Genomic DNA, 19,828 nt, shown 5'->3' with positions numbered 1-19,828 from the left:
AAGAAATGGCCTCTGGTGAGGTATGAAACTAATAAAAATAAAAGAACCAATAATTAAGTCATTTAATTCCAGCAAAAATATCAAATGGTGGATTCTGGCCTGTATTGTTATCATATTTGCACTTACTCTTTATATAGACTTTATGCCCATCACTAAAACATATGATTTAGGGGATATTGCCGATAGAGACATAAAAGCTCCGGAAGACTTTTTAGCTGTAGACAAAGTTGCAACTGAAAAGAACAGAAAAATGGTGGCAGGCAATGTACCGGTTGTATATGATTTTGATTCAAAGCTTTTAACTAAATTAACCCAGCGTGTTCAGACGGCCTTTACAGATATAAGAAATGATTTGATAGCGGGTAAATTCAATTCTGTAAATGTTGGAACAAATGCCCAGCAGCTAACCCCCACCGAAAGATCTTTGAGAATACATAAAGAATTTGAAAAGAAAATAGGCTTTTTAGTCCCTAAAAGTGTTTTTGGTATAATTGAAAAGAGTGAATTTTCCGAAGATATTCCAAATGCTATCAATGGTATAATATCTAAATTTTTTGATACCGCCATAGTTGCCGATAAGGATTCTTTGCTTAAAGTAATTGATCAGGGAATAATATTAAGAAATATAGAAACAAAAGATGAGATTATAACTTATGAATTGAATTCCATATACAGCATTAAGGAGGCAAAAAGCAAAGTAAAAGTAGTAGGACAGCCTGTATTAAAAGACTTGCATTCGGGAAAGCGGGAGACAGTTACATATTGTGTCATGCAGTTGATTCAACCTAACATAACCTTAAACAGAAATGAGACTGAAGAAAGAACAAAAACCGCTGTAGCCGAAATGGGTGCGGTACTATACAGAGTAAAAGCGGGTGAAATGCTTTTACGCGAAGGAGAGAAGGTTTCGGAAGTACAGCTCATAAAGCTGAAAGCTCTCACGGATAAGGTAAGATACAAGCGGATATCGGCAGCTATTACCGGCGCTACCATGATTATGTTAATTCTGCTTGTTACAACATATATGATTAGCTTAAATAACGATAGGGGTACAATAGGTGCCCATAATAAGAAACTTCTTTTTCTTGCCAGCGTAGTAATTATGTGTTTTCTGCTGGCGGAAGTATCATCATTTTTGTCCAGATCCCTTTCCTTAAACGAGCTTTTTTCGATCAGAGCCACATCGGTTCAACTTTGTATTCCGGTTACTGCCGGAGCAATGCTCATTTGTCTCTTTATGGGCTTAAATACAGCCGTTGCTTTTGCCGTTATTATAGCCATTTGTACTGCAATGGTATTTCAAAACCGTTTTGAAATGCTGCTTTACTTTCTGATGAGCGGAATATTGGCGGCCTATTGGATGCAAGATTGCAGAGAACGCAAGGTTTTTATTAAATCCGGTTTAAAACTTGCTGTTTTTAACATACTGCTCACCACAGTAATAACTATTTATAATCCTGCCGCAGAAGCTGAGTTTTCGTGGATAACATTAATCTGGAATTGGGTTTTTGCATTTTTTGGAGGTATGATAACAGGTGTTGTGACTGCAGGCCTCACCCCTCTGGTAGAGGTAACTTTTAACTTTTCTACAGATATAAAACTACTGGAACTCGCAAGTCTTGATCAGCCTGTTCTAAGAAGACTTATGATTGAAGCCCCCGGAACATATCATCATTCGGTTATTATAGGTTCAATGGTAGAAGCTGCTGCATCGGAAATAGGGGCAAATCCTCTGCTTGCCAAGGTTTGTGGTTATTATCATGACATCGGCAAATTAAATAAACCCCTATATTTTATTGAAAACCAGTCGGACGGCGTAAATAAGCATGACAAGCTTTCGCCATCAATGTCCAGTCTTATACTAGTTGCTCATGTAAAGGATGGGGTTGAAATGGCAAAAAAATATAATCTTGGCAAAGAAATTGCTGACACAATCGGCCAGCATCACGGGAAAAGCCTTATACGCTTTTTTTATGACAAGGCAAAACAGCAAAAAGGTGAAAGCACAGTTAAAATCAGTGACTTCCGATATCCAGGCCCAAAACCCCAAACAAAGGAAGCAGGTCTTGTCATGCTTGCCGATGTTACGGAATCGGCTTCAAGAACCCTTGAAAATCCTACACCGGCAAGAATTCAGGGGTTAGTCCAGAATTTAATGAATAATATTTTTACAGACGGGCAGCTTGATAATTGCGAATTAACTTTAAAAGATTTGCATAATATTGCTAAAAGCTTCAATACGATTTTAAACGGAATCCATCATCATCGCATCGAATATTCCGAAACAACCGTTTCAGGCAATGTAAAAGGAAAAAATGGGAGTACTGATAAGCAACAACCAAAACAAGTACAAGATCAGGAAGATAAAAGTACGGAAAGCGGCTCAAGCCATATTAAACGACTTGGATTGTCCTGAAAGTGAACTGTCTATACTCATTGAAGATGATGATGGGATTGCTAAATTAAACAACCAATATTTGCAAAGAATCGGGCCTACCAATGTAATTTCCTTTCCTATGCGTGACAGTGATATTTTTGGAAACAACCATGATCTTCTTGGAGATGTCGTTATATCGGCTGAAACAGCAGAAAGGGAAGGAAATGATTCGGGAACCGGATTTAATATACGGTTTGCCGAGCTTTTGATACACGGAATTCTTCACCTTTTTGGATACGACCATGAGAAAAACGGCACAGAAGCTGAAATAATGGAAAGTAAAGCATCCGAACTTTTAAAACTGATTGAAAATACTTCTTTTACTTCTTCCTGATATTGGCAAAAGGAATAACCTTTGCTCCTTCCAATGTCTTTGTTTTTTCAGAAGCTTCGGTATCATTATTTTGGGTTTGAGAAGCTTTTTGATTAATTTGATCATCGGGTTGGCTATCAGGACACACAACATGTTCGATTCTTACCTTCTTTCCGTTCATAGTAAATTCAGCGCCATTTATATAAGAATCTCTTAGTATCCATGTTATGGCATGAACAGGCACTTGCAGCATCAGCAATTTAACATGATACCATGATGGCTTTGAATTCGGTAGAATTTCTTCAATTCTCGCAAATGTAAGCGGTTTGCCTTCAAAATATATAAGTATTATATCTCCTTCAGAAGTCATTTTCTCTCCGCTGCTGATTTTTTATCTGCCAACTTACAAATATAGAGCAGGCATATAAATTATGATTATATGTTTTTGCAGCCACCTATCATAATATAATTACTTTATCAATAAAAACTCTTCTTATTTGATTAAAACGGATTATATGCAATAGTTAAAAACTATATCCCAATAAGGCTTACCGCTTCCAGGGCGTCATTTTTATTGACATATCCTTTGCTTAGATGTTAGACCAAAAGTCCGAAAAGGTCGTTCTGGTTTATCACAGATATTAAAAAAATCTTAGATATAAATTAGTTATAATGAAGGAGATATATTCATGAAACCTTGGCTTGTAGCAATTATTCTAACTATCGCGGTAGCATATTTTGTTCATCGTGTTTTATACCTTATAAAACTTCTTAAGCTCGGTAAACCGGAAAACAGATTTGACAGAGTTGGCGAGCGCTTATTGATCACCATCAAGCAGAGTATTTTACAATTTTCGCAATTCAGAGTATCAAAAGGCGATTATACCTATGCCGGAATCATGCATATATTTATTATCGCAGGTTTTTTGATCCTTTTGCCCGGAGAAATCGAGTTTATTATAAGTGGGTTTGTGCCTGGTTTTGATTTTTCCTTTTTAGGCGCCCCTGCTTTCAATTTATTTCTGCTCTCCCAGGATATTTTTATCTTTTCAGTTTTAGTCGGAATAGTGATGGCTTTATTGAGACGATTTATAATGAAGCCCCCACAGATCAATTACCACTTAACAGCATATCTCATTTTGGGTTGTATTAGTATTCTGATGTTAACTCTGCTTATAATCAACTCACTGCGCATGGTTGACCCAAATGAAGTAGAATTTGCCGCTATCGCAAGCACCTGGATGCCTATAACCGCTTTTGTCGTTAAAGCAACCGGCGTAAGCGCCATGAATCATATGTTGTTTGAGGTCTGTTGGTGGTTGCATCTTCTTGTACTAATGTTTTTTCTTGATTACATTCCAAACAGCAAACATCTTCATGTATTTTCAGCAATACCGGCCAATTTTTTTAGAAATTTTCCGCCACCTCTTGTTGAACTTCCCAATATTGATTTCGAAGCTGAAGAACTTGGAGCCATGGGAGTTTCTAAGGTTGAGGATTTAACATGGAAACAACTCTTTGACGGTTATACATGTACCGAGTGCGGACGATGCACGGACCAGTGCCCTGCAAACAGCACGGGCAAGGTGCTTTCACCCAGGGAAATTGTCTTGTCTATAAAAGAAAATCTGTTTGCAAATGCAGATAAGCTTCTTTCAACCCCCAAAGAGAAATGGAGAGAAATGGAGCGGGTTGAGCTTATAGGAGACAATATAACTCAGGATGAGTTGTGGGAATGCACCACCTGCGGAGCATGTGCAAATGTTTGTCCAGTAGGGAATGAGCATCTTAGAGATATCATAGAAATGAGACGCCATCTGACAATGGAAGAAGCGGCTGCTCCTGATCTGATGGGCAAAGCAATGAAGAACATGGAAACCAGAGGCCACCCGTTTCTTGGTACCGGATTTGGCCCAACAGATTGGCAGGAAGATATGGATGTTCCTGTATTTATTCCGGGTGAAACGGAATACCTGCTTTGGATAGGGTGTTCAGTAGCTTATGAAGAGCGTGCCCAGAAGATTGCAAGATCCATGGTAAATATTCTTACGGCAGCAAATGTAAATTTTGGTGTTCTCGAAGAGTTTCGCTGCACCGGTGATCCGGCAAAGCAAATGGGAGATGAGCTCCTTTTTAATGAAACTGCCCAGATGAATATCATAGAATTTGCAGAAATGGAAATTAACAAAATTATAACATTATGTCCCCACTGTTACAACAGCTTCACCCATCATTACCCTGCGCTGGGCGGTAACTTTGATGTTATTCCCCACGCAAAGTATATTTTAGACCTGATAAGTTCCGGCAAACTAAAATTATCCAAAACATCGGAAACCATTTGCTATCATGATCCCTGCTATCTTGGAAGGCATAACGGTATCATAGATGAACCGCGCGAAGTTATAGCTAGTATAGGAGAGCTTACCGAAATGCCGAGAAATAAAAAGGCAAGTTTTTGCTGCGGCGGCGGCGGCGGCAATTACTGGGCCGAGGAAACCGGAACCAGAATCAATCAGAATAGAGCCGGTGAAGCTTTTGATACAAAAGCACAAAAAATTGCTACCGCCTGCCCTTTCTGTCTTATGATGTTAACCGATGGGGTGAAACAATTTACTGATGAGCAGAAAATATTTGACATAGCAGAAATAGTTGAATCCCATCTTATAACCTAATAGTATATGGCTGGAGGTAAAAATGGATAAAAAACGAATAGGTGTACTTTTATCCGGCTGCGGGGTTTTTGACGGGTCTGAAATTCATGAAGCAGTACTTACCTTGTTATATCTTGACGAAAAAGGTGCAAAAGTGGTTTGCATGGCTCCGGATATTTCCCAGGCACATGTAATAAATCACCTGACCCAGAAAGAAATAAATGAAAGCCGCAATGTACTTGTCGAATCGGCGAGGATTGCAAGAGGTGAAATAAAAAATATAAATGACGTCAAAGCTTCAGATATAGACGCCCTGATTATTCCGGGCGGTTTCGGTGCTGCAAAAAATCTAAGTGAATTTGCATCCAAAGGCACAAGCGGTTTGGTAAATAATGATGTTTTACGACTGATTTCAGAAATCAAAGCAGCAAAAAAACCGATCGGCGCATTGTGCATAGCACCGGCTACATTGGGTATGGCGCTTAAGGATCAGGGTGTTTCTTTAACGATAGGCAATGATGAAGGGGTTATAAGCGCTTTAAAATCTATCGGCATTAATCATATAGTATGTCCGGTTGACCAAATTGTCGTGGATGAAAAGCATAAAGTTGTTACCACCCCTGCCTATATGCTTGGACCCGGGATAAAGGATGTAGCAAAAGGCATAGAAAAACTTGTTGAAAAGATAATTGAAATGGCCTGATTTTCATTAAACAAATATACAGATATTCCCCATAAGCGCTGGTTTAAATTTCCTTATTTTAAAACAATCAGCGCTTATTTCGTTTTATACTATATAAGGGTAAACGTATTTGTATTTACCTGAAACCGCATGGGTAAACCAAAGAGAGTATGTATTTATTGGTTTATCGAGGAAGAGTTCCTCCGGATTCCCCCTTAGAAAAGGGGGATAAAGGGGGTTGTTAAAATGAAAGCTATTTCAAAAAACTTCAGAACTAAACAACCCCCTGGCCCCCTTTATTAAGGGGGAATTATTTTACCTTTATAAATCGAATTGATCTTTTGATTCCAAATTAAGGGATCATTATATTCCACAATAATGGAAATTTTTTATTATGCGCGCAGTTGTACAAAGAGTAAAAAAAAGCTTTGTTGAAGTTAACGGCAAAACCATAAGCGAAATAGATGCAGGTCTTCTGGTTCTTCTCGGAGTTGCTAAAGACGATACAAAAAAAGATGCCGATTTTTTAGCGGATAAAATATCAAACTTAAGAATTTTTGAAGATGAACAAGGCAAAATGAACAGATCACTTATTGATACAAAAGGTGAAATGCTTGTGGTTTCGCAGTTTACTCTTCTTGGTGACTGCCGTAAAGGAAGGCGTCCTTCATTCATAAATGCTGCCGAACCTGAAAGTGCAAATGAAATTTATGAATACTTTGCCTCAAGTGTAAAGAATAATGGAGTTGAGGTTAAAACCGGTCAGTTTCGTGCTATGATGGACGTACATCTTATTAATGACGGACCTGTTACTTTAATAGTCGAAAGCAGATAAAGTGTACCAAAGATATTGAGTTGTGGGCAATAAGCTATTGTAAACATCTAACATTACACAGGCAAAATAACTTAGAAAGCTTATGAACTCCAAAAGAAAATATTGTGTAACAAAAAATATTATTCTTTCATTATGTATTTCTCTTCTTTTGTACTTTCCAACCTTAAACGTATGTCTTTATGCGCAAGACAATTTTTCAGGTATCAAAAAACTTATTGGAAATGATGATGCGATTATTGTTGCAGATTCAACCGGTAAAATAATTCTTGAAAAAAATTCCGGCAAAAGACTTGTTCCGGCATCTATTCTTAAAATTCTGACATCTCTTGCAGCCTTTCACTACCTTGGACATAACTATAGATTTGAAACCGATTTTTATATAGACAATAATTCAAATCTTAAAGTAAAAGGCTATGGTGACCCTCTATTAATTTCAGAAAACATCAGCGATATAGCAGAAAAACTAAGCAGTAAAATTGAATACATTAATGATATTGTACTTGATGACTCATATTTTAGCTCCGCAATTCCTCCCGGGGCAGTAGCATTATCACCGCAGCCCTATGATTCGCCAAACGGGGCCCTTTGCGCCAATTTCAATACAGTTAATTTCAATGTTATAAACGGCAAATTTGTGAGTGCCGAAAGCCAGACACCGCTTTTACCTTTTGCCGTAAATTTAATAAAAAAATCCGATATCAGAAAGGGAAGAATTCTACTTTCATCGGAATATAATGAAAATACTCTTTATACCGGGCACCTGATTTCATGGTTTTTAGAAAGAAAAGGAATAAAAACAAAAGGACAAATAAGAAAAGGCCTTGTTTGCGATAAAACAGACAAACTTATATTAAAATACTATTCTTCCTTTTCTATTAAAGATGGTGTTTCAAAACTTCTGCTTTACTCAAACAATTTCATAGCAAACCAGCTTGTTCTTGCAATCGGCGCTAAAATGCACGGCCAGCCCGGAACACTCGAAAACGGTGTTTTTGCAATTAAAGATTATGCAACAAAAACTTTAAATATTGACGATCTTTCAATTATCGAAGGGTCAGGCATTTCAAGAAATAACAGCATATCTGCAAAAAGCTTTTTAAAAATACTCGCCGAATTTAAACCTTACATGCACCTGATGAAGCATAAAGGAAATGAATATTTCAAAACCGGCACACTTAAAGATGTGAGCACCAGATCCGGGTATATCAAAGGCCCGAAAGGCCGCTTATTTACTTTCGTAATATTGACTAATTCCAAAGGGAAATCCGCAGAAAAAATATCAAAAAGATTACGTTCTCTGTTGGACGGGTAAGCTTTATGAACGCATTCATGATTCGCCTTCCCCCGAAACCTGCTTTAATGGGTGACCACAATTGCCCCGTAGTCTGTTGAAGTCAATTGTTGCAAATATTTAATTGCCATTATTATTTATCTCCTTTCCCTTTCAGATATTCAAACTGACATATGCTACTAATTCTTTCATCCCAGATGAAGAGAAGGTCAAAGCCTGGTTGCCATCCAAACTTGTAAACCTTACCTTCGTAAAGCATGATGTCAGAACCTTTACTTGCATTCAGATGCAGCAATGCAGATTCATACTGCCAATCAATTCGTTTTGTTTCAGTATCTATTACACCGTACATGCATATTCCAGGACAGTCTTCTTTCCAGCTTATGCGCACAACTTTTTTCGTTTTGCCACCAAAGATATCAGCTGCAGTAATACTGATATCAAACCTGCCCTCATCAAATGCTTTTTTTACTTCAGGGTTTTTTTGATTCCAATTCCATTTTCGCCCCTTATCAAGAATTATCTCTTCAATTACATCCTTATATTCCTTAAATTCGAGATGTTGCCAATTAAGTTTCTGAAAACGTTTTTCATCCGCAGGAAGCGTCAAACTACAATGTATTTCATCAGGTGTTTCGCAGGTGGTATTTAGTATCTGCTCAAATGCCCTGCATACAGGCGCGGTACCTGTAATAGACCAAAAAGGCTTTCCAACAAACGGTTGTTGGCGCATCCAGCATGTAGGGTGCCACGGGGCATATGTGGTTGTAGTTTTGCCATCAATGTATTTTTCCCACTCTTGGAATTCTTCAATTCGTTCAATATAAAGAGCGGTAAATATATTCTTATAGATTACTTTTTCTATCATTTTGGGTGCTGGCTCACATCTCTCATCTCGACCTTTAATCCATCTTCTCTGGTTTTGCTTAACCTGCTCTTTGTCTTTGCCATGAAGTTTGGAAAGAAGGTGACGGTATTCTTCTGACATTTTTATATCTAATTTGGCTATCTCTGCATGAGAGCAAATAAATTTCTCAACACATGTTTTTGCTTTTCTGCAATCAAAACTCGGATATTCAGCTCCACTCGCTTGTACTACAGTAAAAATAATAACCAATAATATTATAGTCAGAAGTAAATTACAGATGTGTGGGTTGGGATTATATCTTGAACTGTGTATTATGCTTTTCATATTCTTAATTTCCTTTTCTGTTAACTCTGAATTGTGAGCTATATTGGGAAATATTTAATCAATGATTGTTGACCAGATAACTATTAAGGCGGATATGTTCAATTCTCCTTATAAGACATATATATATGGTCCAAATTATTTTATGGACTGCACACTTTGCGATTTGGCCCCACTTGCCTGATTGATTGCCGGTAACCAAGATCCGCATTTACCTTTCGTTTTGTTTCCAGAGCAACATACTTCTGCATATTTGCACCAACTCTAAGAAACAGATTTGTTGTACGTTGTTTAAACTTCTCCGGAAGTGCTTCCTCAACCCAAGCGCCATTTCGGTAAATATACTTTGAATAAACTTCACAAACTCCATTAATAGCCACAATTGCATATACAATAGGATTACCTGATTCCAGATCAAGGATTAAAGGTTTTTCTGGATATGTACCGGGAGATATTTTTGTACTTCGCCACTCAATCATTTCCCCTGGTTTATCCGGGTGGATAAATCTAATGCGATATTCCTTGGGTTTAGTGCCGCTACGGTTATGTGCCCACTCACCACCACCACCTTCACTCAACCTTTCCCGTTCAACAACTATGATCCGGTCATCACTCAACTGCACTTCTTCCTTCCATTTTTCCGAACAGCCAACGCCAAAAAAAAATACTATAATTATAATGAGCAAAATAAATACTCTCCTGGGTGAATTAAAGTCATATCTTGTACTTTTAAATATGCTTTTCATATTCTATTTTCCCTTTACTGTTTACTTTGATTTGTGAGCTATATTTGAAAATATTGAATCAATGATTGTCGAGCAAATAACTTTTAAGGCAGGAATATTTGTTATCCGTATTCATGATACGCTTTCCCCCGACCCCTGATCCCTGATCCCTGGAAACTGATGAAGAAAAGAATGATACGAAACCAATATAACTATATAAAATTAAAACTGTTGATATATATACATTTTTATATTTATTGTCAAAAATATGTTTATGAATTAATAATTGCTCAAATTATAATAGCCTGCTTCCCTTTGCACTTATATTATATATATGTATCTATAATTATTTTTCTAATTACTTGACCTGACATAGTAATTCTGATAAAAGCGCCCAATAGATCTATCTAAAAAACTTGATGAAAAAATGAACGTTTTGTCCTGAGAAACGCCAAATTGTGGAGACTTGAATGAAGGATAAATACAGTACCGCTATTAGCATCAAGGACTATATCGATAATCTTCAAACATATAACGGCCTGCTTGACACAGATGGAACACTTCTGATGGCCAACCGGGCAGCAATCGAAACATCCGGTTCATCTTATGACAATGTCATAGGAAAATATTTCCCTGATTCCTACTGGTGGTCTTATGATCCTCTTGCTAAAAAATGGGTTGAAGATGCTATTGAAAAGGCGAAAAAAGGCGAAACAGTCATCTCCGAAAGGTCTGTACGTTTTGGTTCTCACAATTTTATTTTTCAGTTAAGCTTTCGGCCTGTCTTTGATTATGATGGAAAGAAAGTTGAATATCTAGTAGCCGAAGGGCAGGATTTAACTCACATTAAAAAAACGGAAAATGAGCTTAACAAATCGTATAAGCTGATAAACTCTGTGTCGTATTTTACCGGAATTATCGATACTGACGGAAAACTTCAGATAGTAAATACAAAAATATTAGATTACTTCAAATGTTCAAAAGAAGACGTAATTGGCCTGCCTTTCTGGGAATGCAGCTGGTTTACTGCCTCATCAGTGTCTGTAAAAAAAATAAAAAAAGCTTTAAATACAGCCCTTCAGGGTAAGACAATCCAAGCAGAAGTAAAAGTTACTACAAGTGATAATCTGAAAGCTACGGCGCAGTTTATTTTTACTCCGTTAAGTGATAATTCCGGTGCAAAAATAGGGGTCTCATTTGAAGGTATGATAATACCCGAAAGCAAGGCAAAAGATGACCTGCTCTTAAATTCTGAAACAATGTATCTTGATCTTGTGACTCATATGAATGAGGGCCTTGTTATTACCAATGAGAAAAATAAATTTATTTTTATAAACCCTAAATTTTGTAAAATGCTGGAATATACTCTGGAAGAACTTATGAGTATGAGAGACAAAGATATACTGGATGACAAAAATTATAAGCTATATATTAAAGAAGCAAATCATCGGCGGACTAAAGGAAAAGTTGCACGATATGAACTCACATTTCTCACAAAAAACGGGCAAAAACGTCACTGCCTTTTATCTGCATTCCCTATTATTGAAAACGGCTTGTACAAAGGAAGTAATATCACTGTAACTGATCTGACAGAGCTTAAGGAGAAAGAAGAAGCTCTGCAAAACTCTGAAATGATGTACCGCGACCTTGTAACATCAATGAATGAAGGATTAGCTATTACCGATGAAAAAGGTTGCTGCACTTATGTTAATCCAAAACTATGTGAGATGACGGGATTTAGTGAAGATGAACTTTCTTCCATAAAAATAAATGACAGATTGGATATGCAAAGCCGTCTTTCACTTAGGAAAAAATGGGGAAAGCTGGTCACTGGTGAATCTTCAAAGCATGAAATTACAATCATTACTAAATCGGATAAAAAACTACCGGCGCTTATATCTGTATCACCTGTTATATTGAATGGAGAATTTAAAGGAACCAGAGCAGTTATTACGGATATTAAAGAAATTAAAGAAATGGAACAAAAATTGTTGCAGGCTCAGAAGATGGAGGCCATAGGAGTGCTTGCCGGAGGTTTGGCGCATGATTTTAATAATATTCTCCAAACTATTTCAGGATACACTCAAATTCTCCTTCTTAATAAAAAATCCGATAATCAAGAATTTAAAGATTTGAAAGCTATTGAAGAAGTAACCCAAAAAGCAAGTTCTCTTACAAAGCAGCTTTTGATTTTCGCTCGCAAAAACGAAAGCCACCTTAAAGCAATAGATCTTAATAATGAAGTAAATAAAATTTCTGATATTCTATCAAGAACAATTCCTAAAATGATAAATATAGAAGTTTCCCTGGCAGAAAAACTTAAGCCTATCAATGCTGATCCGGTTCAGATCGAGCAAATTATTATAAATATAGGATTGAATGCAGCACATGCTATGCCTGATGGCGGCAAGCTTATGATTGAAACCAGAAACATAAGCTCGAATGAAATATGCATTTGTACAGTTTTGGAATCAGATCAGAAAGAATATGTTGCCCTGAGTATATCTGACAACGGCATTGGCATGAACGGGGAAACACAGAAACATATATTTGAACCATTTTTTACAACCAAGGGACCCAAATATGGAACCGGCCTTGGCCTGGCAATGGTTTATGGTCTTGTCGAAAACCATAAAGGCCATATTAAATGCTACAGCACCCCGGGTTATGGAACAGTTTTTACAATATATTTTCCTGCGATAAAGAGTGTACCCTTTGAGCAGCATATTATAAAATTTGAAGAAAAAGTAATACACTCTGATAATGAAACTATTTTGCTGGTTGACGATGAAGAACCTTTGCGAAGGCTCGGCAATGAGCTGCTTAAAAGGCAGGGCTTTTCTGTCTATTTAGCTGAAAGCGGAGAAAAAGCATTAGAAATATATAAAGAAAAAAAAGAAAGCATTGATCTTGTCATTCTTGATATCAGCATGCCGGGGATGGGTGGATATCTGTGTTTTGAAGAACTTAAAAAAATAGATCCTGATATTAAAGTTATCATAGTGACCGGCTATTCTGATGATGGGAAAGTAAAAGAAATAATAAAGTCGGGGGCAGCAGGATTTGTAGGAAAACCCTATCGATTAACAAATATATTAAATAAAATTCGAGAAATTATAGATGGTAAAACAGATAAACAATAAAACTAACATGTTATATTGAAGGCTCTGTACCGGATAAAAGCCTTTTGATATTGTCTTTGTGCCGATAAAAAATAAATAAGGAAATAATTACAGCGCAACCTGTCAGTAAAAAAGAATGCCCTTCAAACCATATTGCAAACGGAAGAACCATAGAAGCTGATAAAGAGGCCGCAGCAACACGCCTGTAAAAAATCACAATAAATATAAATACTGTAATAGCAATAAGCAAAGCAACCGGAGATGTTATCAGAAAACATCCGGCAGCAGTAGCTACACCCTTTCCCCCGTCTTTGAATTTCAGATAAATAGGATAAAGATGTCCCAAAAAAGAGGCTATAATCACAATAGATATATAAAGCTCAGCATATGAGCCTTCATATTCTAAAACGCAGCAAGCAAGATATACAGGAAATGCCCCCTTCAGCAGATCTCCGGCAAGAGTCAAAACTCCGAGTGTTTTTCCCGAAACCCTCATTACATTTGTTGCACCAATGTTGCCGCTGCCTTTTGTACGTATATCCACTGAGGAAAACTTGTTTGCAAGAATTAACCCGAAAGGAATGGAACCGAGCATATAAGCTCCTATGATAAGCCCTGCAAGTTTTAAAATATAAACGGTGTCCATTACTTTCATCTAAATGAAAAATCACAAAAAAACAATGGTAAAGCTTGTTCCGCTTTCCTTTTACCTAATATATAATGCTTGAAGAAATTTGGGAACAAAAATGACACTACTTCCTTATTTACGAATAGGTATCAAAAAATCAAAGTATATAACACCATATAGGTATTGCCAATATATTAGAGCCAGTTTCAAAACGCCCCATTTTGGCCGATCTTAAGCGTTGGGCTCAGATTTCAATCCTCGAAATACTCAATGTATTCCTGTGGTTGAAATTTTCCACCGCCTTGAGCTTGACCAAACTGAAACGTTTTGAAAGTGGCTCATTATTCAAACGTTTCCCAAAAGGGGGGTATATGTTTATTGACGCAATGTATATATTCATGGTATACACAACGCATGGTTAAACCGACAAAAATATTATCTTATTGCATAGGTTTTGAATGGAACCAAGGGAATATTACCAAGAATTGGGAAAGGCATGATGTTTCAACAGGGGAGTGCGAACAGATCTTTTTTAATAAACCAATCATCGTAAAACGCGACAAAGATCATTCTATGCTTGAAAATTACTATTACGCCCTCGGTCGTACCAATATGAACCGTTTGCTTTTCGCCGTATTCACAGTTCGAGATGAAAAAATCAGAATTATTTCCGCACGGGATATGACCAAAGCGGAAATAGAAAGGTATCTAAAATGAAAAGGAAAATACCTAAATTTAATAGTGAAGCTGAAGAACGCCTTTTTTGGCAAAATAACGATTCGGCAGAATATATTGACTGGTCTGATGCGGAGGAAGCCATTTTTTCCCGGCTTAAACCTTCAACTAAAACGATATCGATCCGCCTTCCTGAATCAATGATTGAAGAATTGAAATTACTAGCTAATAAACGGGATGTTCCCTACCAGTCTCTTTTAAAGATCTTTCTTTCTGAGCGAATTGATTCTGAATTGCATCATTAATAATTTACAAATGCACAAACCTTGGCTTTCAGTGGAACAGTTGGGAAGCGCGGCCCCTGAAGCCGCCGTCAGTCATAAGGAAAACCCCGAATGAAGAATCCAGACAGAGCAACAGTATCCCGACTTATTGATCTTCCAAATATAGGAAAAGCGATAGCGAATGATCTCCAGTTGATTGGCATTGATCATCCAGGGAAATTAATCGGTAAAGACCCATATAACCTATACAAAAAATTATGCACAGTATCGGGCAATTTGCATGATCCCTGTGTTATTGATGTGTTTATATCGGCTGTTCGCTTCATGGAAGGTGGGAATCCCCTTCCCTGGTGGTCGTTTACCAATGAACGAAAAATATATATTGGAAAAAACCAAAAAAGAGCAAGAAAATAAACGTGGGAAAACATAATGTTTGAACAGACTTTTAAAAATATTGACGATACCCTCTGGAAAGATGCCGGGTGCAGTAGTGAGTTAGATTATGTGGAGCAGACCTCCTGGGTGTTGTTTCTGAAATATCTGGATGATTTAGAAAAAGACAAAGCTACAGCAGCCGAACTGACAGGAAAGACATACACCAATATTATTGCTCCCGAATTTCAATGGACAAAATGGGCAGCTCCAAAACTGGAAAATGGCAAAATTGACCACAACGCTTTAACCGGCGATGACCTTGTGGACTTTGTAAACGGTAAACTTTTCCCCTATCTGAAAAAAATTAAAACCAATGCGGAACATGCAGATACCATTGAATACAAAATTGGTGAGATATTCAGTGAACTGAAAAACAGAATTCAAAGCGGTTATAATCTCCGTGAGGTGGTAAACCTTGTTGACGAACTTCGTTTCAGGACTCACAAGGAAAAGCATGAGATGAGCCATCTGTATGAAGCGAAAATTAAAAATATGGGAAATGCCGGGCGTAATGGTGGCGAATATTACACACCCCGTCCGCTGATTAAAACCATTGTTAAAGTGGTTGCTCCCGAAATTGGTAATACAATTTATGATGGTGCGGTTGGTTCGGCGGGTTTCCTGTGTGAAGCCTTTGAGTATTTAAAAACCCGTAGGGGCGACCTTCATGGTCGCCAAAATCTTTCTACAAAAGATTTTGAGACATTGCAGAAAAAAACCTTTTACGGCAAAGAGAAAAAATCCTTGGCTTACATTATTGGCATTATGAATATGATATTGCACGGGGTTGAAGCTCCCAATATTATCCATACCAATACCCTTGCCGAAAACCTTGCCGACATACAGGAAAAAGATCGCTTTGATGTGATTCTGGCAAATCCCCCTTTTGGTGGAAAAGAGAGAGCCGAAGTACAGCAAAACTTTCCCATAAAAACAGGCGAAACTGCTTCTCTGTTTTTGCAGCACTTTATTAAAATGTTAAAAGCTGGCGGAAAAGCCGGTGTAGTAATTAAAAACACCTTTTTAAGCAATACTGATAATGCCTCTATTGCTCTGCGCAAAGAATTATTAAGCAGCTGTAACCTGCATACGGTGTTGGATTTACCGGGTGGAACATTCACAGGTGCAGGAGTTAAAACAGTTGTACTCTTTTTTGAAAAAGGAAGCTCCACTAAAAAAACATGGTTTTACCAGCTGAACCTGGATAGGAATCTTGGTAAAACAAATGCTCTAAATGAAAAAGATTTAGCTGAATTTGTAGAACTGCAAAAAAGATGGGCAGACACACAGGTCGGCCCCGACAGTGAAAACTCCTGGACTGTAAATATAAAAGATATTGACCAAACCACCTTTGACCTTTCTGCTAAAAATCCAAATACACCTGAAGAAGCACCTTTACGAAAGCCGGAAGAGATTTTGAAAGAAATGAAGGCGTTGGATAAAGAGAGCGCAAAATTAATGGATAAATTACAATTGATAATTGAAAATTAGGAGAATAATGGATAAATCGAATAAGATTCAATTATTCCAAAAACAAGCTGTAAGAACTCTGTGGGATGAGGAAAAAGAGCTTTGGTATTTTTCAATTGTTGACGTTGTTGCTATTTTAACGGAACAAAATAATTATCAGACAGCAAGAAAGTATTGGAATAAGCTCAAAGAGCGGTTAAAAAAAGAAGGAAATGAAACGGTGACAAATTGTCACCAGTTGAAAATACAAGCTGCCGATGGCAAAATGCGACTAACCGATGTTGCCGATACAGAACAACTTTTACGCCTCATTCAATCGATTCCATCTCCAAAAGCTGAACCGTTTAAGTTATGGTTGGCAAGAGTGGGCTACCAACGAATTGAAGAAACCGAAGATCCCGAACTGGCTTTTGACCGTGCTATGGAAACATATCTGAAAAAGGGATACTCCAAAGAATGGATTAACCAACGGTTAAAAAGTATTGAAGTGAGAAAAGAACTCACTGATGAGTGGCAGGAACGGGGGATGAAAAAAAATGAGGATTATGCCATTTTAACCAATGAAATAACCAAAGCATGGGCTGATAGAACTGTAAAGGATTATAAAAAGCTTAAAGGGCTGAAAAAAGAAAATTTGCGCGACAACATGACCAATTTAGAGCTGGTTCTAAACATGCTTGCCGAAGCCTCCACCACAGAAATCTCCAAAGAAAAGAAACCCAAAGGTTTGGAAGAAAATAAAGATATTGCCAGAAAAGGTGGCACAGCCGCTAAAAAAGCGCGATTGGAAATTGAAAAGCAGACTGGAAAACCAATTGTGACAGGGAAGAATGAAAAATGGAGAATTGAAAATTGAAAATTCTCAATTACCTGATGGCTGGGAAATAAAGAAGTTGGGGGAGGTTTGCGAAATAAAACCACCAAAGAAAGAGGCAAAGGCTAAATTAAGAGGTACTGACTTAGTTACTTTTTTGCCAATGGAAGACTTAGGCGTTTTAAATAAAGAAATCGTTGGCGTTAAAGAAAGACAGTTAAAAGATGTAGCAGGCAGTTATACTTACTTTGCTGATAACGATGTTTTGTTAGCAAAGATTACACCTTGTTTTGAAAATGGGAAAATCGGTATTGCGAGAAACCTGATTAATGGAATTGGATTTGGTTCAAGTGAATATATAGTTTTTCGTTCTAAGGGCGAAATAATTCAGGATTATTTATATTATTTTTTATCAAGAGAAGCTTTCAGAGATGAGGGCAAAAAACTTATGACTGGTGCTGTTGGTCATAAAAGAGTTTCAAAAGAATTTATTGAAAATTATCTATTACCATTCCCAAAATCACTCCCCGAGCAAAAACGCATAGTAGCCATTTTGGACAAAGCCTTTGCCGCCATAGCCAAAGCAAAAGCCAATGCCGAACAAAACCTTAAAAACGCCAAAGAACTTTTTGAGAGTTATTTGCAAGGGGTGTTTGAGAATAAAGGTGAGGGTTGGGAAGAGAAAAGAATACAAGATATCACTAAAGTTGTTAATGGATATGCTTTTGCGAGTAAAGATTTCAATGCCGCAAATTCGATCAAATCAATAAAAATAACAAATGTTGGTGTAAAGGAATTTGTTGAAGAAAATAATAATTATCTACCCGAGAGATATAGAAATGCTTTTCAAGATTATCAAGTTAGAGAAGGAAATATAGTAATTGCTTTAACAAGAACAATTATTGCGGCCGGTTTAAAAGTTGCTATTGTTCCTGAAAGTTATGATGGAGCATTAATCAATCAACGAGTTGCAGCATTAGTTCCAAATGAAAAATTGATAAATCAAAGATATTTATACAATTTTCTAATAACTGACGGCGTAGCAAAATATGTACTGGCGAATGTTAATACATTAATGCAGCCAAATCTTTCAATCAATGATTTGAAAAATTTGATTGTTCCTTGTCCTTCGTTAAAAGAACAAAAAACCATCGTCAAAAAAATAGATGCCCTTTCAGCCGAAACAAAAAAACTGGAAGCCATCTATCAGCAAAAAACAGAAGACCTGGAAGAGTTGAAAAAATCCATATTGCAAAAAGCATTCAATGGTGAATTGTAGATAAATGGCAAAATACAATCCTGATATTCATTTAAACGAATATAAAAAAATGCCCAATCATTTTCATGGAATTGTGGAAAATACGCCGATAATGGACATTGTGGAAACGGGTGTTTGTGGTGACGATGAAAAGGGCACCCACGTAGGGGCGGATTCCATATCCGCCCAAATATCCGCCCATTTATCCGCCCAAATATCCGCCCAAATATCCGCCCAAATATCAATTCAAAACGGGGTACGCGTGGATTATACACGACGGGAATGGATTGGGGAAATATAATCATGGTATACAACCCAAAAATCCATAATCGCAAATCGATTCGTTTGAAGGGATACGATTATTCGCATGCAGGATTATATTTTGTAACCATATGTTGTCAAAACAGGGAACATTTATTTGGTAAAATTATCGATGGGAAATTGGCATTAAATAATGCGGGTGTAATGATTGAAAAAATATGGCACGAAATTTCAAATGATTTTCCGAATATTCATTTAAACGAATATATAACGATGCCCAACCATATCCACGGAATAATTGAAATCCCCGTAGGGGCGGATTCCATATCCGCCCATTTATCCACCCCCATATCCACCCAAATATCCGACGATATATCCATTCGGAAAAGGAAAAGGGCAGAAATGGATTCTGCGGCAAAAAGGGCAGAAATGGATTCTGCGGCAAAAAGGGCAGAAATGGATTCTGCCCCTACGGTTGGTACGGGATTATCGCGGGTTGTTCAATCATTTAAACGGCATACCACAATTGAATATATTAATATGGTAAAACAAAATATTTTACCGTCCTTTGATAAACGCATTTGGCAACGAAATTATTGGGAACACATCATTCGTAATGAAAATGAATTTGTTAAAATATCAGAATATATCAGAAATAACCCCATAAACTGGAACAGAGACAAATTAAATGGTGGCGAGGGGAATTTTGTTATGGAACCAATAACACCCTATAATGAAGAAAATTGGATGGTGTAAAT

At 37.2% G+C, this 19,828-nt stretch carries 19 protein-coding genes; 15 read left to right on the top strand and 4 right to left on the bottom strand.

Annotation, left to right across the window (positions count from 1 at the left end; all coding sequences use genetic code 11):
• Positions 1 to 22: 22 nt before the first annotated feature.
• Complete coding sequence (locus KKC46_02140) at positions 23 to 2,416, top strand: HDIG domain-containing protein (GenBank protein ID MBU1052611.1); 2,394 nt, start codon at positions 23 to 25, stop codon at positions 2,414 to 2,416.
• Positions 2,316 to 2,771, top strand: coding sequence for an rRNA maturation RNase YbeY (gene ybeY / locus KKC46_02135; protein MBU1052610.1), 456 nt, complete (start codon positions 2,316 to 2,318; stop codon positions 2,769 to 2,771). Before KKC46_02140 ends, ybeY begins: the two co-directional genes overlap by 101 nt.
• On the opposite strand, the gene KKC46_02130 is transcribed toward ybeY, so the two are convergent.
• Entirely contained in the window at positions 2,758 to 3,120 is a 363-nt protein-coding gene (locus KKC46_02130) for a hypothetical protein (GenBank protein ID MBU1052609.1), read from the bottom strand. The two genes, ybeY and KKC46_02130, sit on opposite strands and share 14 nt — an antisense overlap.
• 319 nt (positions 3,121 to 3,439) lie before the next feature.
• Here KKC46_02130 and KKC46_02125 point away from each other — a divergent pair, with 319 nt between their 5' ends.
• The 4 genes from KKC46_02125 (at position 3,440) to KKC46_02110 (ending at position 8,230) form a co-directional block, all read left to right on the top strand.
• Positions 3,440 to 5,422 carry a (Fe-S)-binding protein gene (locus KKC46_02125; protein MBU1052608.1) on the top strand — a complete coding sequence of 661 codons (1,983 nt, stop codon included), beginning with the start codon at positions 3,440 to 3,442 and terminating at the stop codon, positions 5,420 to 5,422.
• A gap of 22 nt (positions 5,423 to 5,444) precedes the next feature.
• Entirely contained in the window at positions 5,445 to 6,104 is a 660-nt protein-coding gene (gene elbB / locus KKC46_02120; GenBank protein MBU1052607.1) for an isoprenoid biosynthesis glyoxalase ElbB, read from the top strand.
• 373 nt (positions 6,105 to 6,477) lie between these two features.
• Positions 6,478 to 6,918 carry a D-tyrosyl-tRNA(Tyr) deacylase gene (dtd, locus tag KKC46_02115; GenBank protein ID MBU1052606.1) on the top strand — a complete coding sequence of 147 codons (441 nt, stop codon included), beginning with the start codon at positions 6,478 to 6,480 and terminating at the stop codon, positions 6,916 to 6,918.
• 82 nt (positions 6,919 to 7,000) lie between these two features.
• A complete protein-coding gene (locus tag KKC46_02110; protein ID MBU1052605.1) occupies positions 7,001 to 8,230 on the top strand; it encodes a D-alanyl-D-alanine carboxypeptidase in 1,230 nt (409 codons plus the stop codon).
• Between the two features lie 112 nt (positions 8,231 to 8,342).
• On the opposite strand, the gene KKC46_02105 is transcribed toward KKC46_02110, so the two are convergent.
• Entirely contained in the window at positions 8,343 to 9,401 is a 1,059-nt protein-coding gene (locus KKC46_02105; GenBank protein MBU1052604.1) for a DUF1311 domain-containing protein, read from the bottom strand.
• A gap of 140 nt (positions 9,402 to 9,541) precedes the next feature.
• Complete coding sequence (locus tag KKC46_02100; protein MBU1052603.1) at positions 9,542 to 10,144, bottom strand: hypothetical protein; 603 nt, start codon at positions 10,142 to 10,144, stop codon at positions 9,542 to 9,544.
• A gap of 449 nt (positions 10,145 to 10,593) precedes the next feature.
• Here KKC46_02100 and KKC46_02095 point away from each other — a divergent pair, with 449 nt between their 5' ends.
• Positions 10,594 to 13,266, top strand: coding sequence for a PAS domain S-box protein (locus KKC46_02095; protein MBU1052602.1), 2,673 nt, complete (start codon positions 10,594 to 10,596; stop codon positions 13,264 to 13,266).
• A 10-nt stretch (positions 13,267 to 13,276) separates the two neighbouring features.
• On the opposite strand, the gene plsY is transcribed toward KKC46_02095, so the two are convergent.
• A complete protein-coding gene (gene plsY / locus KKC46_02090) occupies positions 13,277 to 13,891 on the bottom strand; it encodes a glycerol-3-phosphate 1-O-acyltransferase PlsY (GenBank protein MBU1052601.1) in 615 nt (204 codons plus the stop codon).
• Positions 13,892 to 14,287: 396 nt separating this feature from the next.
• Here plsY and KKC46_02085 point away from each other — a divergent pair, with 396 nt between their 5' ends.
• The 8 genes from KKC46_02085 (at position 14,288) to KKC46_02050 (ending at position 19,826) form a co-directional block, all read left to right on the top strand.
• On the top strand, positions 14,288 to 14,590 hold the full coding sequence (locus KKC46_02085) for a BrnT family toxin (protein ID MBU1052600.1): 303 nt from the start codon (positions 14,288 to 14,290) through the stop codon (positions 14,588 to 14,590).
• Positions 14,587 to 14,853 carry a BrnA antitoxin family protein gene (locus KKC46_02080; GenBank protein MBU1052599.1) on the top strand — a complete coding sequence of 89 codons (267 nt, stop codon included), beginning with the start codon at positions 14,587 to 14,589 and terminating at the stop codon, positions 14,851 to 14,853. Before KKC46_02085 ends, KKC46_02080 begins: the two co-directional genes overlap by 4 nt.
• Positions 14,854 to 14,943: 90 nt before the next feature.
• Complete coding sequence (locus KKC46_02075; protein MBU1052598.1) at positions 14,944 to 15,246, top strand: helix-hairpin-helix domain-containing protein; 303 nt, start codon at positions 14,944 to 14,946, stop codon at positions 15,244 to 15,246.
• Positions 15,247 to 15,261: 15 nt separating this feature from the next.
• Positions 15,262 to 16,758 carry a type I restriction-modification system subunit M gene (locus tag KKC46_02070; protein MBU1052597.1) on the top strand — a complete coding sequence of 499 codons (1,497 nt, stop codon included), beginning with the start codon at positions 15,262 to 15,264 and terminating at the stop codon, positions 16,756 to 16,758.
• Positions 16,759 to 16,765: 7 nt separating this feature from the next.
• On the top strand, positions 16,766 to 17,593 hold the full coding sequence (locus KKC46_02065; protein MBU1052596.1) for a hypothetical protein: 828 nt from the start codon (positions 16,766 to 16,768) through the stop codon (positions 17,591 to 17,593).
• Positions 17,568 to 18,830 carry a restriction endonuclease subunit S gene (locus KKC46_02060; protein MBU1052595.1) on the top strand — a complete coding sequence of 421 codons (1,263 nt, stop codon included), beginning with the start codon at positions 17,568 to 17,570 and terminating at the stop codon, positions 18,828 to 18,830. The genes KKC46_02065 and KKC46_02060 overlap by 26 nt, the downstream gene beginning before the upstream one ends.
• A 4-nt stretch (positions 18,831 to 18,834) precedes the next feature.
• A complete protein-coding gene (locus tag KKC46_02055; GenBank protein ID MBU1052594.1) occupies positions 18,835 to 19,110 on the top strand; it encodes a hypothetical protein in 276 nt (91 codons plus the stop codon).
• Positions 19,111 to 19,112: 2 nt separating this feature from the next.
• Entirely contained in the window at positions 19,113 to 19,826 is a 714-nt protein-coding gene (locus KKC46_02050) for a transposase (GenBank protein MBU1052593.1), read from the top strand.
• The last annotated feature ends 2 nt before the right edge of the window (positions 19,827 to 19,828 follow it).

This window comes from Pseudomonadota bacterium (genome assembly GCA_018817425.1).
In the GTDB taxonomy this organism is placed as follows: Bacteria; Desulfobacterota; Desulfobacteria; order Desulfobacterales; family RPRI01; genus RPRI01.
The sequence above is the reverse complement of the archived record's forward strand: the minus strand, read 5'-3'. Positions and strand labels throughout refer to the sequence as shown.

Coding starts and splice junctions, on each gene's coding strand:
- KKC46_02140 (MBU1052611.1), top strand. CDS start 23: ATGAAACTAATAAAAATAAAAGAACCAATAATTAAGTCATTTAATTCC.
- ybeY (MBU1052610.1), top strand. CDS start 2,316: ATGGGAGTACTGATAAGCAACAACCAAAACAAGTACAAGATCAGGAAG.
- KKC46_02130 (MBU1052609.1), bottom strand. CDS start 3,120: ATGACTTCTGAAGGAGATATAATACTTATATATTTTGAAGGCAAACCG.
- KKC46_02125 (MBU1052608.1), top strand. CDS start 3,440: ATGAAACCTTGGCTTGTAGCAATTATTCTAACTATCGCGGTAGCATAT.
- elbB (MBU1052607.1), top strand. CDS start 5,445: ATGGATAAAAAACGAATAGGTGTACTTTTATCCGGCTGCGGGGTTTTT.
- dtd (MBU1052606.1), top strand. CDS start 6,478: ATGCGCGCAGTTGTACAAAGAGTAAAAAAAAGCTTTGTTGAAGTTAAC.
- KKC46_02110 (MBU1052605.1), top strand. CDS start 7,001: ATGAACTCCAAAAGAAAATATTGTGTAACAAAAAATATTATTCTTTCA.
- KKC46_02105 (MBU1052604.1), bottom strand. CDS start 9,401: ATGAAAAGCATAATACACAGTTCAAGATATAATCCCAACCCACACATC.
- KKC46_02100 (MBU1052603.1), bottom strand. CDS start 10,144: ATGAAAAGCATATTTAAAAGTACAAGATATGACTTTAATTCACCCAGG.
- KKC46_02095 (MBU1052602.1), top strand. CDS start 10,594: ATGAAGGATAAATACAGTACCGCTATTAGCATCAAGGACTATATCGAT.
- plsY (MBU1052601.1), bottom strand. CDS start 13,891: ATGGACACCGTTTATATTTTAAAACTTGCAGGGCTTATCATAGGAGCT.
- KKC46_02085 (MBU1052600.1), top strand. CDS start 14,288: ATGGTTAAACCGACAAAAATATTATCTTATTGCATAGGTTTTGAATGG.
- KKC46_02080 (MBU1052599.1), top strand. CDS start 14,587: ATGAAAAGGAAAATACCTAAATTTAATAGTGAAGCTGAAGAACGCCTT.
- KKC46_02075 (MBU1052598.1), top strand. CDS start 14,944: ATGAAGAATCCAGACAGAGCAACAGTATCCCGACTTATTGATCTTCCA.
- KKC46_02070 (MBU1052597.1), top strand. CDS start 15,262: ATGTTTGAACAGACTTTTAAAAATATTGACGATACCCTCTGGAAAGAT.
- KKC46_02065 (MBU1052596.1), top strand. CDS start 16,766: ATGGATAAATCGAATAAGATTCAATTATTCCAAAAACAAGCTGTAAGA.
- KKC46_02060 (MBU1052595.1), top strand. CDS start 17,568: ATGAAAAATGGAGAATTGAAAATTGAAAATTCTCAATTACCTGATGGC.
- KKC46_02055 (MBU1052594.1), top strand. CDS start 18,835: ATGGCAAAATACAATCCTGATATTCATTTAAACGAATATAAAAAAATG.
- KKC46_02050 (MBU1052593.1), top strand. CDS start 19,113: ATGGTATACAACCCAAAAATCCATAATCGCAAATCGATTCGTTTGAAG.